The 15,061-nt window shown below is 68.6% G+C and carries 16 protein-coding genes and 3 tRNA genes; 16 read left to right on the plus strand and 3 right to left on the minus strand.

What is annotated here, in order from left to right; all coding sequences use genetic code 11:
- The first annotated feature begins 236 nt into the window (after positions 1 to 236).
- The 6 genes from ACWDNU_RS09970 to ACWDNU_RS09995 all read left to right on the plus strand — a co-directional run bounded on the left by ACWDNU_RS09970 (position 237) and on the right by ACWDNU_RS09995 (position 4,319).
- Entirely contained in the window at positions 237 to 2,858 is a 2,622-nt protein-coding gene (locus tag ACWDNU_RS09970; protein ID WP_370932233.1) for a putative bifunctional diguanylate cyclase/phosphodiesterase, read from the plus strand.
- A 79-nt stretch (positions 2,859 to 2,937) separates the two neighbouring features.
- Positions 2,938 to 3,010, plus strand: a tRNA-Thr gene (locus ACWDNU_RS09975).
- Between the two features lie 51 nt (positions 3,011 to 3,061).
- Positions 3,062 to 3,134: transfer RNA gene (locus ACWDNU_RS09980), tRNA-Met, on the plus strand.
- Positions 3,135 to 3,183: 49 nt separating this feature from the next.
- Positions 3,184 to 3,348 (plus strand): 50S ribosomal protein L33, encoded by a 165-nt coding sequence (gene rpmG, locus ACWDNU_RS09985; RefSeq protein ID WP_005152047.1) that lies wholly within the window; start codon positions 3,184 to 3,186, stop codon positions 3,346 to 3,348.
- Between the two features lie 126 nt (positions 3,349 to 3,474).
- A complete protein-coding gene (locus tag ACWDNU_RS09990; RefSeq protein WP_370932232.1) occupies positions 3,475 to 3,924 on the plus strand; it encodes a MaoC family dehydratase N-terminal domain-containing protein in 450 nt (149 codons plus the stop codon).
- Complete coding sequence (locus tag ACWDNU_RS09995) at positions 3,921 to 4,319, plus strand: MaoC family dehydratase (protein WP_354740556.1); 399 nt, start codon at positions 3,921 to 3,923, stop codon at positions 4,317 to 4,319. The genes ACWDNU_RS09990 and ACWDNU_RS09995 overlap by 4 nt, the downstream gene beginning before the upstream one ends.
- A 122-nt stretch (positions 4,320 to 4,441) precedes the next feature.
- Here ACWDNU_RS09995 and ACWDNU_RS10000 read toward each other — a convergent pair whose 3' ends face one another.
- Together ACWDNU_RS10000 and ACWDNU_RS10005 are read right to left on the minus strand one after the other, a co-directional pair.
- Positions 4,442 to 5,320 carry an SGNH/GDSL hydrolase family protein gene (locus ACWDNU_RS10000; RefSeq protein ID WP_449668524.1) on the minus strand — a complete coding sequence of 293 codons (879 nt, stop codon included), beginning with the start codon at positions 5,318 to 5,320 and terminating at the stop codon, positions 4,442 to 4,444.
- A gap of 80 nt (positions 5,321 to 5,400) precedes the next feature.
- Complete coding sequence (locus tag ACWDNU_RS10005) at positions 5,401 to 6,303, minus strand: TIGR03619 family F420-dependent LLM class oxidoreductase (protein WP_449668525.1); 903 nt, start codon at positions 6,301 to 6,303, stop codon at positions 5,401 to 5,403.
- 436 nt (positions 6,304 to 6,739) lie between these two features.
- Between ACWDNU_RS10005 and ACWDNU_RS10010 the strand changes: the two genes are divergently transcribed.
- The 6 genes from ACWDNU_RS10010 (at position 6,740) to ACWDNU_RS10035 (ending at position 10,361) form a co-directional block, all read left to right on the plus strand.
- Positions 6,740 to 6,812 (plus strand) — tRNA-Trp (locus tag ACWDNU_RS10010).
- A gap of 32 nt (positions 6,813 to 6,844) precedes the next feature.
- A complete protein-coding gene (gene secE / locus ACWDNU_RS10015) occupies positions 6,845 to 7,279 on the plus strand; it encodes a preprotein translocase subunit SecE (RefSeq protein WP_370932229.1) in 435 nt (144 codons plus the stop codon).
- Between the two features lie 74 nt (positions 7,280 to 7,353).
- Positions 7,354 to 8,172 (plus strand): transcription termination/antitermination protein NusG, encoded by an 819-nt coding sequence (nusG, locus tag ACWDNU_RS10020; RefSeq protein WP_370932228.1) that lies wholly within the window; start codon positions 7,354 to 7,356, stop codon positions 8,170 to 8,172.
- An 82-nt stretch (positions 8,173 to 8,254) separates the two neighbouring features.
- On the plus strand, positions 8,255 to 8,689 hold the full coding sequence (gene rplK / locus ACWDNU_RS10025; RefSeq protein ID WP_009072206.1) for a 50S ribosomal protein L11: 435 nt from the start codon (positions 8,255 to 8,257) through the stop codon (positions 8,687 to 8,689).
- 73 nt (positions 8,690 to 8,762) lie between these two features.
- A complete protein-coding gene (gene rplA / locus ACWDNU_RS10030; protein WP_370932227.1) occupies positions 8,763 to 9,482 on the plus strand; it encodes a 50S ribosomal protein L1 in 720 nt (239 codons plus the stop codon).
- A gap of 69 nt (positions 9,483 to 9,551) precedes the next feature.
- Entirely contained in the window at positions 9,552 to 10,361 is an 810-nt protein-coding gene (locus tag ACWDNU_RS10035; RefSeq protein ID WP_370932226.1) for an alpha/beta fold hydrolase, read from the plus strand.
- A 3-nt stretch (positions 10,362 to 10,364) separates the two neighbouring features.
- Here the strand turns inward: ACWDNU_RS10035 and ACWDNU_RS10040 are convergent, their stop codons facing one another.
- Positions 10,365 to 11,333 (minus strand): hypothetical protein, encoded by a 969-nt coding sequence (locus tag ACWDNU_RS10040; RefSeq protein ID WP_449668526.1) that lies wholly within the window; start codon positions 11,331 to 11,333, stop codon positions 10,365 to 10,367.
- 318 nt (positions 11,334 to 11,651) lie between these two features.
- On the opposite strand from ACWDNU_RS10040, the gene rplJ reads away from it, so the two are divergent.
- From rplJ to ACWDNU_RS10060, 4 genes are all read left to right on the plus strand, one after another.
- Complete coding sequence (gene rplJ, locus ACWDNU_RS10045) at positions 11,652 to 12,206, plus strand: 50S ribosomal protein L10 (RefSeq protein WP_116200926.1); 555 nt, start codon at positions 11,652 to 11,654, stop codon at positions 12,204 to 12,206.
- A 49-nt stretch (positions 12,207 to 12,255) separates the two neighbouring features.
- Complete coding sequence (gene rplL, locus ACWDNU_RS10050) at positions 12,256 to 12,642, plus strand: 50S ribosomal protein L7/L12 (protein ID WP_344270019.1); 387 nt, start codon at positions 12,256 to 12,258, stop codon at positions 12,640 to 12,642.
- Between the two features lie 455 nt (positions 12,643 to 13,097).
- A complete protein-coding gene (locus ACWDNU_RS10055; RefSeq protein ID WP_449668527.1) occupies positions 13,098 to 14,276 on the plus strand; it encodes an ABC transporter ATP-binding protein in 1,179 nt (392 codons plus the stop codon).
- 32 nt (positions 14,277 to 14,308) lie between these two features.
- Positions 14,309 to 15,061, plus strand: coding sequence for an MlaE family ABC transporter permease (locus ACWDNU_RS10060; RefSeq protein WP_051165981.1), 753 nt, complete (start codon positions 14,309 to 14,311; stop codon positions 15,059 to 15,061).

Below are 15,061 nucleotides of genomic sequence, written 5' to 3' on the forward strand. Positions count from 1 at the left end.
GCCGACCGGGCCGGAAAAGACCCCCAGAACACTCCCCGGCTCGGGGGTTCCGGGACGAACCGGGAGTTTCACTCCTTGGTCCACGCAGGTCAGAGAAGAACGCCCATTGTTAACCCTGGGGTGATCTCCTACTGTCTCGAAAGGGACGCCGGTACGCCCTACGGGGTAAGGTGGCGCCCTCGCCCACACCTGACGTCACGGACGAGCGCGACCGGGCAGCCGGGAAGGAAGGTCGGATGCCGGACAGCAACGCCCATCCCGGAACCGCGCCGGAGGCGATGGGCTCGGGAGGTGCTGGCTCCGCACCGGCCGAAGGCCGCACGGACGAAAGCCGCTTCCGCGTTTACACCTTCTTCGTGCTGGGCCTCGGCCTGCTCGCGGCCTTCGCCGTCGGCGCCTGGCTGCCGTTCCACGGCTCGGCCAAGCTCTGGTGGATCGGCCCGGTGCTCGCGGTCGCGTTCCTGCTCGCCGAACAGCTCGGCATCAACGTCGACGTCCGCAGCGGCATTTCGTGGACCATCTCATTCACCGAGATCCCGCTGGTAATCGGTTTCTTCGTCGCCCCGTTCGAAGTGGTCCTCGCCGCGCATCTCGTGGCGGGCATCGGCACGCTGCTGGCCCGCAAGGTTGCCGGCCGGGTCCTCTACAACGCGGGCGCGTTCCTGCTCGAAATCACCGGTGCGTTCGCCGTCGCCGGGCTCGTGCACCTGGCCATGGGCGGCGGACCGACCATGCCGTGGGTCGCCGCGCTCGCCGGCACGCTCACCGCGCCGCTGGTCAGCACGCTGCTCGCGCTGGCCGCCGTGCGCGTGCTGCGCCGCCGGATGCGCGTGAGCACCGCGATCCGGCTGACCGGCCGCATCCTCGTGGTCGGGTTCGTCAACGCTTCGGTCGGCCTCACCGGCTATCTCGTCATCGCGAGCACTCCGCAGGCCTGGCCGCTGGTGCTGGCGGTGTTCCTCGGCCTGACCGCGCTGTACTGGGCGTATTCCGATCTGCTTCGCGAACAGCGGGACATGGAGGCGCTGTCCGACGTGAGCCTGATGGTCGCGCGATCAGGTCAGCAGGCCGCGGCACGTCCGGCGAGCCGCGCCGAGGAACTGGTGGGCGGAGTCGACGTGCGCGAATGGGCCACGATCGCCGAGCGGATCAAGGACCAGCTGGCCGCCGGACGCGTCGTGCTCCGGCTGCGCCTCGAGGCCGACGATCCGATGCGCGTCGTGGTCGCGGGCAACGAACTTCCGGCCTCGGACCCGGCCAACGACGATCCGCTGCTGCGCCTGCCCGGCGCGCACGTCCGGCACTTCCGGATCACCGAGGCCAACCCGGACGTCCGCGCGGCGCTGCTGGAACGCAGTGCGCAGGAAGCGCTCGTGGTGCCGTTGCGCAGTGCGAACAAGCTGCTCGGCGTCGTCGAAGCGCACGACCGGCTCTCGCGCTGGCGCGGCTTCGGCAAGTACGACGTCCAGCTGCTCGGCACGATGGCCAGCCACCTCGCGACGTCGCTCGACAACCGGCGGCTGCTCGCCACGCTTCGCCACGACGCCTACCATGACCCGCTCACCGGGCACCTGAATCGGCCGGGATTCCAGCAGGTCTCTCGGGATCCGCTGCGCGAATCGGCGGAGGTCGTGGTGCTGCGGATCGACCTCGACGTCTTCTCCACGGTCAGCGACGCGCTCGGCTACTCGTGGGCGGACCGGATGGTCGTCGCCGCGGGCACGCGCATCCGCGGCGCACTCGGCCCGGACGTCCCGCTCGCCCGGCTCGAAGGCGCGTCCTTCGCCGCGCTGCTCGTGGACTGCACGGTCGACGACGCCCACCGCGCCGCCGAACGGCTGCGGGTCCAGCTGTCCGAGCCGTATCCGGTGGACCGGCTTTCCGTCGAAGCCAACGCGATGATCGGCTACGCCAGCTCCGTGGACGACAACGGCGAGGTCGACGTCGACGGCCTGCTGCAGCGCGCCGACGTCGCCGTCCGCGCCACCCGCGGCGGCGAGGAAGTGCGCGGCTACGTGCCGAGCATGGGACAGATCTTCCTGCGCCGGTTCCAGATGGTCACGCAGTTCCGGCAGTCGCTGGAAGACGGCCACGTCTCCGTGCACTACCAGCCGAAGGTGACGCTGCCGAACCGTCAGGTGCAAGGCGTCGAGGCGCTCGTGCGCTGGGTGCACCCGGAGTTCGGCAGGCTCGGCCCGGACGAGTTCGTGCCCGCGATCGAAGCGGCCGGCCTGATCGGCGTGCTGACGTCGTTCGTGCTGGAGGAATCGCTGAAGCGCGTGCGCAAGTGGCTCGACGAGGGCCTGCGCATCTCCGCGGCGGTGAACCTGTCCGTGCGGAATCTGTCCGACGACGACTTCCCAGCGAAGGTCCAGCGCGAACTGGAACGCTTCGACGTGCCGCCGGAACTGCTGACGTTCGAGCTGACCGAGTCCGGCGTGATGTCCGACCCGCAGAAGGCACTGCCGATCCTGCGCGAGCTGCATTCGCTGGGCATCGTGCTGGCGGTGGACGACTTCGGCACCGGCTACTCGTCGCTCGCGTATCTGCGCCAGCTGCCGGTCGATCAGGTCAAGATCGACAAGAGCTTCGTGCTCGGCATGGGCACCGATCTCGGCGACCTCGCGGTGGTGCGGTCGATTGTCGAGCTCGGCCACTCGCTGGGCCTGACGGTGGTGGCGGAAGGCGTCGAAGAGGACGTGGCGCGCGATCAGCTCGAGGCGATGGGATGTGACGTCGCACAGGGTTATCTGATCTCGCGGCCGCTGCCGGAAGACCGCCTCGAGGCGTGGCTGCAGGCCCGCACGGCGCGCTCGCCGGGGCGGCACTCGGAGACCGTGCTGACCCTGCTGACCTGAGGTTTTGCGGTTAACCGACCCCGGTTGCACAGCCGGGTGAACCCCCTTGCTAATCTTTCCAAGTCCTCGCGAGAGGCAGGCCCCTTTAGCTCAGTCGGCAGAGCGTCTCCATGGTAAGGAGAAGGTCTACGGTTCGATTCCGTAAAGGGGCTCTCGACCTCTAGCCGCGTCACGTTAGCGTGTCGCGGCTTGGGTCATGTAAGGGCGGTGTAGCTCAGTTGGCAGAGCAAGCGGCTCATAATCGCTGTGTCGCCGGTTCAAGTCCGGCCACCGCTACGCGGTAACGACGGGGCTGGCCCCCGGATCTGAGAGAGAAGGAAACGCTGTGGCTGCCACCGACGTGCGACCCAAGATCACGCTGGCGTGCGAGGAGTGCAAGCACCGCAACTACATCACCAAGAAGAACCGGCGCAACAACCCGGATCGCCTGGAGATGAAGAAGTTCTGCCCGAACTGCGGTACGCACCGGACTCACAAAGAGACCCGCTGACGCAGGCGGTCTTTTACCAGCTTCGAAAAGCCGCCCCGGCCACGCGCCGGGGCGGCTTTTCGCTGTCTACTGGCCAGTTCTGGCACCCGCGCGGGTCGGCGACGCGGCTCGGTTAGCCTTCTTCGCGTGCCTTTGGACCAGTCGTTCACCGGGCGGGAGTACCCGTCGGACAGCAAGTACTTCGTGAGCCGGGAGAAGATCCGCGAGTTCGCCGACGCGATCGGGGACCCGAACCCGGTGTACCGGGACCCGGAGGCGGCCCGCGCGGCCGGCCACCCGGACGTGCTCGCGCCGCCCACCTTCCTCACCATCCTCAACCTGCCGAAGATCAACGGCATCGTGACCGACCCCGCGCTCGGCCTCGACTACTCCCGGATGGTCCACGGCGACCAGGGCTTCCGCTACGAGCGCCCAGTGCACGCGGGCGACGAGCTGGAAATCTCGGCCACGATCGAAACGATCATGGCGCGGGCGGGCAACGACTTCATCAACCTCCGCGCGGAAATCACCGACGCGGACGGCAAACTCGTGTGCACGACGCGGGCCCAGCTCGTGGTTCGGGGGGCGGAAGCGTGAACATCGGCGACGAACTGCCTCCGCTGGAGGTCCGCATCACGCGCGACCAGCTGGTCCGCTACGCCGGAGCCTCGCTCGACTTCAACCCGATCCACTGGAACGAGCACTTCGCGACCAAGGTCGGCCTCCCGGACGTGATCGCGCACGGCATGCTCACGATGGCCCTGTCCGGCCGCATCGTCACCGACTGGCTCGGCGACCCGGCCCGCCTCGTGGACTTCAGCACGCGCTTCACCCGCCCGGTCGTGGTGCCGGACAACGACGAGGGCGCGCTGGTCGAGGTGACCGGCAAGGTCGGTGCCATGACGGACGACGGGCTGGCCCGGATCGACTTGACGGTGAAGTTCGAGGGCAAGACCGTGCTGGGCAAACCGCAGGCTCTCGTCCGCCCCTGACGCACCGAACGCCACCGGCTGCGTGGCTTGCGCTCCTGCGAAAGTCCGTGAGGGGAACCCTGAGGGAATCAGATTCCCTCAGGGTTCCCCTCACGTACCTCGGCACCCGCGCGCCAGACGGCCTAGTGCACCCCGAGCACCGACTCCACCACGCCAGCCATCCCCGCCTCGCCCCGCGCGTTCGGATGCAGTGCCGCGGCCGAGGACGTCGGGACCACTCCCTCGACCCACTTCACATCCGAATTCGCGCAGACGTCATGCCCCTTGCTCGGCTCAGCCGTGTCCGCGAACCCGGCGTCGTGAGACTTGGCCTGGTCGGACAAGGCGTCGTTGAGCTTCCCGAGCGCATCCCGCAGATACGCCACATCGCCGGAGCCCAACGGCAGAACCGGCCAGCAGCCGTCGCCATCGGGAAGGACCGTCGGGTAGCCGACGACGACCACTCGCGCCTTCGGCGCCTTCTTGTGGATCTGATCGAGCGCGCTGCCGACCTTCTTCGCGGCTTCGCCGATGCGGTCGGCCAGCTGGTCCTTGCCGCCCGCGGTGAGCCGGTCCTTGCACGGCGAGGCGCTTTCGTGCGCGGTCACGCAGGACTGCGCCAGTGCGATGAATCCCACATCGTTGCCGCCGATGCCGAGGGTGACCAGCGTCGTGTCCGAGGTGACCGAGTCGAACTGCGGCGGGTTCGAGCCGTTGCGCGTCGACTGGGTGTCGGTCAGGTCGTCCGTGGTCGCGCCGCTGCAGCTGACGTCCACGAACTTCGCCGGTTTCAGCTTCGCGGACACCAGGTGCGGATAGTTGTTGTCCGAGCGCGCGCAGCCGGCCGGCGAGCCCGACTGCTTCCCGGTGCGCGGCGCCGACGTGTACGAGTCGCCGAGTGCGACGTACCGGCCGCTGCCGCCGCCGGTGTCCGCGCCGGACGGCGGTGCGGACGACGAATCGTGCTTCGACTTGTAGTAGCCGACGGCCAGCAGCGCCCCCACGACAACGAGGACGAGCAACCCGCATCCACCGCTCTTGTTAGCCCCCACTCGACCGTTCTACCGGTCCCGCCCCTCGCCGACGACCCGCTTACGGGTGATCACGCAAAGACAGCACCGTGCAGCTCGCCGGCCAGCTCCAGCGCGTGCGGGACGGTTTCGGCCACATAGTGCAGATCGACCAGCGCCTCGGTGATGCCCTCGGCTTCCGCGGCCTTGAGCTGACCTGCGACGTCGTCGATGGTCGCGACCTTCGAACCCGGCGTCGGGTTGATCCGCAGCACCCGGCGCAGCGACTCCGGATCCCGTCCGGCCTTCTCCGCGGATTCGACGACCACCGCCCACTTCTGGCGCAGCATCGGGACCGGGAGCCCGGCGGGCAGCCAGCCGTCGGCGATCCGGCCGACGCGCCGCAGCGCCGCGTCCGACGCCCCGCCCAGCAGCACCGGCGGGCCGGGCCGCTGCATCGGACGGAGGCCGATCAGCGAGTCCGGGATGTCCCAGCGTTCGCTCTGGTGCCCGGCCGGATCCGCGGTCCACAGCGTCCGCAGCACCTCGACCAGCTCGGCCAGCCGCGCGCCGCGGTGCTCCCACGGCACCCCGGCGGCGGTGTACTCGTCGCGGAGCCAGCTGAGCCCGAGCCCGACGTCGAGCCGGCCGCCGGACAGCAGATCCAGCGACGTCAGGGAGCGCGCCAGCAGCACCGGCGAGTAGAGCGGGCCGTTGAGAGTGCTCGACCCCAGCCGTGCGGACTCCGTCGAGTTCGCGGAGATGGTCAGCGCCAGCAGCGGATCGACGAAGCGGACGAACTCCGGCGGGTACGGCCGTTCGGGTGTTCCGGACGGGTAATAGGTCTTGGGGGAGACCGGAGTCAGAACCCGGTCGCCGACCCACAGCGAGGCGAAGCCGATGCGCTCCGCTTCGGTGGCGAAGCCGGCGATGGCGGAGGGGTCGGCGAGCTTGCCGTACTGCGGCAAAGCGAGCCCAAGCCGAAGTGTCGTCACCGGTGCTCCTTGATCATGAGTTTTGCTTGCCGGGCAATGAAGATCATCTGCCGTCGGGTTGATCTTGCTGCCCCGGCGAGAAAAATTCGCGGCGGCAGCGCCGATTTTGTTTGCCGCGCAATGAATCCGAATGCCCGCGACACGGCGTGCCCCGGCGTACGAGGGGGCCTCGCCGACGGCTTCGCGATTAATCGGATTACGGTGCACGGGCCTATATTCGCACGTTCGGGTGATCTTCGCCGTGGGGTTCGGGAAGCTGTCCGAAGGACCCGGAACGGCCGCCTCGGGGGTGCCGCGCGGGCGTCGAGGGGGCTGGGTTGCAAGGCAACATCCGGCTTGCCGTAGACTTCGGAACTCGGAACGCACTACGGTCATCCCCGCCGGATGGTGGGGACGATGGAATGCGTCCTCCGGAGCCAGGGTGACCGGGCTCCACAGGGGTGTAGCTCAATTGGCAGAGCAGCGGTCTCCAAAACCGCAGGTTGCAGGTTCAAGTCCTGTCACCCCTGCGTACGGGAACTGGTGGAGCGGAGGAGTGGTCGTGAGCGACAGCGACGCCAGCGGCGAGCACGAGCAGGACGATTCGGGCAAGCAGCCCGGAGTCGAATCCCGCCCGGTGTCCGCCGCGGCTCGGCGCGAACGCCGCGCTTCCGCTCGGCCGGCAGGCAAGTCCGAGGCACGGCCGGGCTCGACCCGTCCGTCCGGCAAGGCGGGCGACAAGGTCGCGAAGCCCGCCGACGCCAAGGGCGCGCCGACCCCCAAGCGGGACCGGAAGGCGAAGAAGGCCTCGGTGTTCGCCCGGTTCACGCGGTTCATCCGCGAGGTCTGGGCCGAACTGCGCAAGGTCATCTGGCCCAACCGCAAGCAGATGGTCACCTACACCGCGGTCGTGCTGGTGTTCGTGGTGTTCATGGTGGCCCTCGTGAGCGGTCTCGACCTCGGCTTCAAGGAGCTGGTCGGGCTGGTCTTCGGCTGACGCCCGACGGGCGCGCCACCGCGCTGGCCGGGCCCCGGTCCGGCCCGGCAAGCGATCAACTGAGAGGACGGAACGTGACCTCCGACAACGGCACCGAAGCCGGTCGCGACCTGACCGAGCTTTCCGACGAGCAGGTGCAGACGGCGCCCGGCGACGAGGAGTCCGCCGAGTCCGTCGAGGTGCCCGTCGCCGAGGACGAGGTCGCCGCCGCCGACGAGTCCGACGTCGCCGAGGAATCGGACGACGACGTGACCGAGCCCGCCCCCGAGGCGGACGACCCGGTCGCCGCGCTGCGCGCCGAGCTCAAGGCCGCGCCGGGCGAGTGGTACGTCGTGCACTCGTACGCCGGTTACGAGAACAAGGTCAAGACCAACCTCGAGACGCGTACCCAGACCCTGGACGTCGAGGACTACATCTTCCAGATCGAGGTTCCGACCGAAGAGGTCACCGAGATCAAGAACGGCCAGCGCAAGCAGGTGCAGCGCAAGGTGCTGCCCGGCTACATCCTGGTCCGGATGGACCTCAACGACCAGTCGTGGAGCGCGGTGCGCAACACCCCGGGCGTCACCGGGTTCGTCGGGGCCACCTCGCGGCCGTCGCCGCTGACCGTGGACGAGGTGCTGAAGTTCCTCGCCCCGCAGGTCGAGAAGGAAGCCCCGGCCAAGGCGGCCAAGGGCGGGGAATCCGCCGCGGCCGCGTCGTCCGGCGCGCCCGCCGTCGAGGTCGACTTCGAGGTCGGCGAGTCGGTCACCGTCATGGACGGCCCGTTCGCCACGCTGCCCGCCACGATCTCCGAGGTCAACGTCGACGGGCAGAAGCTGAAGGTCCTGGTGTCGATCTTCGGCCGGGAGACCCCGGTCGAGCTCTCGTTCAGCCAGGTCTCCAAGATCTGACGGCCGGGCCATCCCGGTCGGCAGTCCCCGCGTACTGGCAGGTGTGCGGGGGACTCACGTCAGTTAAGAAGGACACAAGGTAATGCCACCCAAGAAGAAGAAGCTTGCGGCGATCATCAAGCTGCAGATCAAGGCGGGTGCGGCCAACCCCGCGCCGCCGGTCGGCCCGGCGCTGGGTCAGCACGGCGTCAACATCATGGAGTTCTGCAAGGCCTACAACGCCGCGACCGAGTCGCAGCGCGGGGACGTCGTCCCGGTCGAGATCTCCGTCTACGAAGACCGGTCGTTCGACTTCAAGCTGAAGACGCCGCCGGCCGCCAAGCTGCTGCTCAAGGCCGCGGGCGTGGAGAAGGGCTCCGGCGAGCCGCACAAGACCAAGGTCGCCAAGGTCACCTGGGACCAGGTCCGCGAGATCGCGAAGACCAAGGAGACCGACCTCAACGCGCACGACATCGACCAGGCCGCGAAGATCATCGCCGGCACTGCCCGCTCCATGGGCATCACGGTCGAAGGCTGACTTTCAAAGCAACCCGTGGGAGAGCCAGTGCTGGCTCGCCACCACACTGATCCATTGATTTGAGGACAGAAGCATGACCAAGCACAGCAAGGCCTACCGCCAGGCCAGCGAGCTGATCGACAAGGCGCGCCTGTACGCGCCGCTCGAGGCCGTGAAGCTGGCGAAGGAGACCTCCAAGACGAAGATGGACGCGACCGTCGAGGTCGCGATGCGTCTCGGGGTCGACCCGCGCAAGGCCGACCAGATGGTCCGCGGCACCGTGAACCTGCCGCACGGCACCGGTAAGACCGCCCGCGTCATCGTTTTCGCCGTCGGCGACAAGGCCGCTGAGGCCGAAGCCGCCGGCGCGGACGCGGTGGGCACCGACGAACTGATCGAGCGCATCCAGGGTGGCTGGCTCGACTTCGACGCCGCGATCGCGACGCCGGACCAGATGGCCAAGGTGGGCCGCATCGCCCGCATCCTCGGCCCGCGCGGCCTCATGCCGAACCCGAAGACCGGCACGGTGACCCCCGCGGTCGAGAAGGCCGTGAAGGACATCAAGGGCGGCAAGATCAACTTCCGCGTCGACAAGCAGGCCAACCTGCACCTGGTGATCGGCAAGGCGTCGTTCGACACCGAGAAGCTGGTGGAGAACTACGCGGCCGCGCTGGACGAGATCCTGCGCGCCAAGCCGTCGTCGGCCAAGGGCCGCTACGTCAAGAAGATCACCTTCACCACCACGATGGGCCCGGGCATCCCGGTCGACCCGGCGCGGACCCGCAACCTCCTCACCGAGGACGCGGCGGTCTGAGTCGCACATCACGCGAAAGGGTGGTCACGCTTCGTGCGTGACCACCCTTTTTTCGTGTCTCATGGACATATGCCAACGACGTTCATCGCCCCCGACGGGCTCCAGCTGAGCTACACCGTCTGGGAGGGCGACGGACGGCACCGGCGGCCCGTCGTGCTGCACCACGGTTTCGCCGCCGACACCCAGGTGAACTGGGTCAACCCCGGAGTCGTGGACGCGCTGGTCAAGGCGGGCTTCACGGTGATCGCGCTGGACGCGCGCGGGCACGGCGAGTCGGAGAAGCCGCACGACCCGGCGGCCTACGGCGAGGACATCATGGCCGCGGACCTGACCGCGCTGTTCGACGAACTCGGTCTGGAAGAGGTCTGCCTGGCGGGCTATTCGATGGGCGCGATCGTGTCGCTGCTGGTGGCTACGCGTGACCGGCGAGTCCGCTGCCTCGCGGTCGGCGGGGTCGGGGCGGGAATCGTGGACTTCGGCGGCGTGGACGCCCGGGTGGTCAACCGGAGCCAGATCGCGGCGGGACTGCTGGCCGAAGACCGGTCAGAGGTGCCCTCGGCGGCGCGCCCGTTCCGCCGCCTGGCCCGCCGGGCGGGCGCGGACGTCGAAGCGCTGGCCGCGGTCATGCACGCGACCCCGCACGGCCCGATGCAGCTGACGAACCTCTCTGCGGCGACGCTGATCCTGGCCGGGGAGTCGGACGAACTGGCGACGCAGCCGGAGCGCCTCGCAGCGGGGATCGCGGGCGCGCGGCTGGTGCGGGTTCCCGGGAACCACATGGAAGCGGTGGCGCACCCGGCTTTCGCGGCGTCGTTGGTGGACTTCTTCGCGTACTCGGACACGGGGGAGACCCGGTTGCCGATCAGCTCGCCTGCCTGACGGTCAGCCCGGGGTCGAGGTCGCCGTGGGTGCGGGGCACTTCTCGGGGCCGGACGTATGGCCGGTGATCAGCCACTGGCCTTTGTCCACTTTGGTCACCTGGAACACGCCGAGCGCCGGACCGCCGCTGACGGTAAACGTGCAGGAATCGATCGTCACCACCGGCGGGGGCGTCGGGCCGGAGACATAGGACGGGAGCGATTCGGCGTAGTCGTTCACGTTCTTCACTTGCGCGTGGAGCTTTTCGACCGCGACCTTGCAATCCGGCTGACCAGTGGTGTCCTTGGCGAACTTGTCCTGAACGTCCTCGCGGAAGCGCCCGCAAGCGTCGTCGACCCGGCCCTGGGCGATGTTGTGGTAAACGAACCGCACTGCCTCGTTCGGATTGGTCGAGAAGATGTGGTTCGTGTGGTAGGTCCCGCCGCCCTCGGCGGCGATCTGGGCTGAGGTTTTGCCGTCGTCGCTGGGGAAGATCTGGTGGTAACCCCAGTTGACCAGGATGCCCAGGACGACCAAGGCGATTACCCAGCCAAGGATTTTCCCGCCGAGGCGCTTCACCCACCGCGGCACCGGGCGGCGCTGGCGCGGCGGCTCTTCGTACGCGGTCAGCGCGCCCGGCTGATTCGGCGGACCAGGAGGCTGGCCCCCGGCGAGCGGCTGCGGCTGACGGTTGCCGACCGGGACCAAACCCGCATCGGGTGCCGGGGCCGGTTCGGTTCCCTGCTGGGACTGGGTGAACCGCAGGTACTCCTGGAACCGCTGGAATTCCTGGAACTGGCGCAGCTGCTCGGGATCCAGCTGCTGCGGCTCGGCAGATCCGCTGGGCTGCGGAAGATTCGGAGCGGACGGCTGCGCGGGCGTTCGAGGCGCGACCTCGGCCCCACCAGGTTGCGGAAGCGGCTGTGCCGAGGACCCACCCGGGCCGGGAGGGGGAGTTTCTTCCGGCTTTCCGTGATCACGCTGTTCCGCCACGTCACCAATGATGCCCGCTCCGCCGCGATTTCCCGAGACTGCCCCGGTTCTCGCAGCTCAGCCAGGGGGTGCCCGCGAACGCCGAACAACCCTCCCGTATGCTGGTCGACGGTTCTACCAAAGACCGCTGGTTTTCTCCGGAGTCCCGGGGAACGAAGGTTCCGCAGTACGGCGGACGGCCTGCGCAGGAGGAACGAGGCTTTCACCCCGGTCGCGAGACCGGGCAACGCCCCGCGTCTGCTGCGCGTGGGCGTTTTTGTCGTTCAGGGGCGCCTCCACCCACGCCAGTGGTGACACTAGCCAAGAGAGGAGGCGACCATGGCGAAGCCCGACAAGGTGGCGGCCGTCGCCGAGATCGCGGAGAGCTTCCGCAGCAGCTCGGCCACCGTCGTTACCCAGTACACCGGCCTCTCCGTGACTCAGCTGTCCCAGCTGCGCCGCGCTCTCGGCACCAGTGCCAAGTACCGGGTCGCGAAGAACACCCTCGTCAAGCGTGCCGCCGAGGACGCTGGTCTCGAGGGCGTCGAGGACCTGTTCGTCGGCCCGACCGCGATCGCCTTCGTGCAGGGCGAGGCAGTCGACGCCGCGAAGGCACTTCGCGACTTCGCGAAGGACAACAACGCGCTTGTCATCAAGGGCGGCTACATGGACGGCCGCGCGCTGTCCGTGGACGAGATCTCCAAGATCGCTGATCTCGACAGCCGTGAGGTGCTGCTCTCCAAGGCGGCGGGCGCGTTCAAGGCGAAGCTTTCCCAGGCCGCCGCGCTGTTCCAGGCACCGGCGTCCCAGGTTGCCCGCCTGGCTGCCGCGCTGGAGGAGAAGCAGCGCAACGCCACCGGTACCGAAGCAGCCGAAGCACCCGCCGAGAGCTGAACCACCCCACCCCGAACGTTTTAGTTCGTTTTTCTGAGAGGAAGCCATCATGGCGAAGCTGAGCACCGCCGAGCTGATCGACGCCTTCAAGGAGCTGACCCTCCTCGAGCTGTCGGACTTCGTGAAGGAGTTCGAAGAGGTCTTCGACGTCACCGCCGCCGCCCCGGCCGCCGTTGTCGCGGCCGCCCCGGGCGCCGCTCCGGCCGAGGCCGCCGCGGAGCAGGACGAGTTCGACGTCATCCTCGACTCGGCCGGCGACAAGAAGATCCAGGTCATCAAGGTCGTCCGCGAGGTCGTCTCCGGTCTGGGCCTGAAGGAGGCCAAGGAGCTGGTCGAGGCCGCTCCCAAGGCGCTCCTGGAGAAGGTCGACAAGGAGGCCGCCGAGGCCGCCAAGGAGAAGCTCGAGGCCGCTGGCGCCAAGATCTCCATCAAGTGATCCCGGGCGCGCAAGCGCCTGCGTCACCTCGAAAGGGGCGGACACCCGACACGGGTGCCCGCCCTTTTTGCTGTCCGGGACAAAAAAGACACACAGTCGCCGGGCCGGGCCAGGAGCGCCCTCGTTCAGGCGAACAAATCGTTCACCGGACGGGTCCGGGTCACCCCCTGTTTGCCGCGTTTCCGCCGGTTAACCCGTCAGGGTGAGCGCCGGTCGGCCATCTGGATCTGCGCCCGAACGTGACGTGCACTACCGTGCTGCCAGCGGTCGCCGTACTGGATCCCCGGCACGTGAGACGTGCACGGGGGCTGGCCAGAGAACAAAACTGGTGAGTAACCTGTTCGCGCTCAGCTCGTTGCACCTGGTTGAAGCGGAGTTCGCCGCGCGAGCTCCGCCGCTGCCAGCGGTGACGGGGCGGCGGTGCGCGACGACGCGGAACAGCTCCTGGAGGTGCGATGGGTGCCGAGGTGGTCATCGAAGGTCTGACGAAGTCCTTCGGAAAGCAGACCATCTGGCGGGACGTGACGCTGACCCTGCCTCCCGGCGAGGTCTCGGCGATGCTCGGCCCGTCCGGAACCGGCAAGTCCGTGTTCCTGAAGTCGATGATCGGCTTGCTCAAGCCGGACCGCGGACGGTGCGTCATCAACGGCGTCGACATCGTCACCTGCTCCGAGCACAAGCTGTACGAGATCCGGAAGCTCTTCGGCGTCCTGTTCCAGGACGGCGCGCTGTTCGGCTCGATGAACCTCTTCGACAACGTGGCCTTCCCGCTGCGGGAGCACACGAAGAAGTCCGAGACCGAGATCCGCCGGATCGTGCTCGAGAAGCTCGAGATCACCGGCCTCGCCGGCGCGGACAAGAAGCTCCCCGGCGAGATCTCCGGCGGTATGCGCAAGCGCGCCGGCCTCGCCCGCGCTCTCGTGCTGGACCCGGAGATCATCCTGGTCGACGAGCCGGACTCCGGCCTCGACCCGGTCCGCACGACCTACATCTCGCAGCTCTTCCTGGACGTCAACGCCCAGATCGACGCGACGTTCCTGATCGTGTCGCACAACATCAACCTCGCCCGCACGGTGCCGGACAACCTCGGCATGCTGTTCCGCAAGGAACTCGTCATGTTCGGCCCGCGCGAGGTCCTGCTGACCAGCGACGAACCGGTGGTCGAGCAGTTCCTCAACGGCCGCAAGCTCGGCCCGATCGGCATGTCCGAGGAGAAGGACAGCGCCCAGATGGCCCGCGAGCAGGCCGAGGCCGAGGCGGGCCACGGCGACGTGCTCAACGAGGACGTGCGCGGGGTCGTGCCGCAGATGCAGGTCAGCCCTGGCGTGCCGGAGCGCGGCGGGGCCAAGCGCCGGATGGACCGCGTGATGCGGATCCTGCACACGCTTCCGGCGGCGGCGCAGGAGGGGATCATCGAATCCCTCACCCCTGAGCAGCAGCGGCACTACAACGTGCGGCCCAACCCCGGTGCGTTCCACCACCAGGCCGGCCCCGAGGACACCCAGCAGCTGCCGCCGGTCGCCGCACCGGGCCCGGTGCCGAACCAGCACCAGGGACAGCTTCCCGCCGACCAGGTCGCGCAGATTCCGGGCGCGGACCGCCGGTCGCCCCGGCACGGGCAGGGTGGCGCGTGACCACCAGCACGGCCAAGATCCCCGGCTACGGAATGCTGCGGGAGACCGGGAACCTGTTCGCGCTCGGCCTCGACATCATCCGCGGCATCTTCCAGCGCCCGTTCCAGTTCCGCGAGTTCATCCAGCAGGCCTGGTTCGTCGCGAGCGTGACGATCCTGCCGACCGCGCTCGTCGCGATCCCGTTCGGCGCGGTCATCTCGCTGCAGTTCGGCGCGCTCGCCCGCCAGCTCGGCGCGCAGTCCTACACCGGTGCCGGTTCGGTGCTGGCGACCGTGCAGCAGGCCAGTCCGCTGGTCACCGCGCTGCTGGTGGCCGGTGCGGGCGGCAGCGCGGTCTGTGCGGACATCGGCGCGCGGACCATCCGCGAGGAGATCGACGCGATGGAGGTGCTGGGCGTCTCCGCGGTCCAGCGCCTGATCGTGCCCCGCACGCTCGCCATGATGCTCGTCGCGCTCCTGCTCAACGGCATGGTCAGCGTCATCGGCGTGCTCGGCGGCTACTTCTTCAACGTCGTGCTCCAGGGCGGCACCCCGGGCGCGTACCTGTCCAGCTTCTCCGCGCTCGCCCAGCTGCCCGACCTCTGGGTCGGCGAGATCAAGGCGCTCATCTTCGGCTTCATCGCCGCGGTCGTGGCGGCTTATCGCGGCCTGCACCCGAGCGGCGGCCCGAAGGGCGTCGGCGACGCGGTCAACCAGTCGGTGGTCATCACGTTCCTGCTGCTTTTCGTGGTGAACTTCGTGATCACGCTGATCTACCTGCAGCTCGTGCCCGGAAAGCTGGACTGA

The organism is Amycolatopsis sp. NPDC003676 (assembly GCF_053587275.1).

Bases quoted from the DNA above. Each gene is read 5' to 3' on its own strand.
- ACWDNU_RS10055 (WP_449668527.1), top strand. From the start codon at position 13,098: ATGGGTGCCGAGGTGGTCATCGAAGGTCTGACGAAGTCCTTCGGAAAG.
- ACWDNU_RS09970 (WP_370932233.1), top strand. From the start codon at position 237: ATGCCGGACAGCAACGCCCATCCCGGAACCGCGCCGGAGGCGATGGGC.
- rplA (WP_370932227.1), top strand. From the start codon at position 8,763: ATGACCAAGCACAGCAAGGCCTACCGCCAGGCCAGCGAGCTGATCGAC.
- rplJ (WP_116200926.1), top strand. From the start codon at position 11,652: ATGGCGAAGCCCGACAAGGTGGCGGCCGTCGCCGAGATCGCGGAGAGC.
- ACWDNU_RS10035 (WP_370932226.1), top strand. From the start codon at position 9,552: ATGCCAACGACGTTCATCGCCCCCGACGGGCTCCAGCTGAGCTACACC.
- rplK (WP_009072206.1), top strand. From the start codon at position 8,255: ATGCCACCCAAGAAGAAGAAGCTTGCGGCGATCATCAAGCTGCAGATC.
- ACWDNU_RS10060 (WP_051165981.1), top strand. From the start codon at position 14,309: ATGCTGCGGGAGACCGGGAACCTGTTCGCGCTCGGCCTCGACATCATC.
- rplL (WP_344270019.1), top strand. From the start codon at position 12,256: ATGGCGAAGCTGAGCACCGCCGAGCTGATCGACGCCTTCAAGGAGCTG.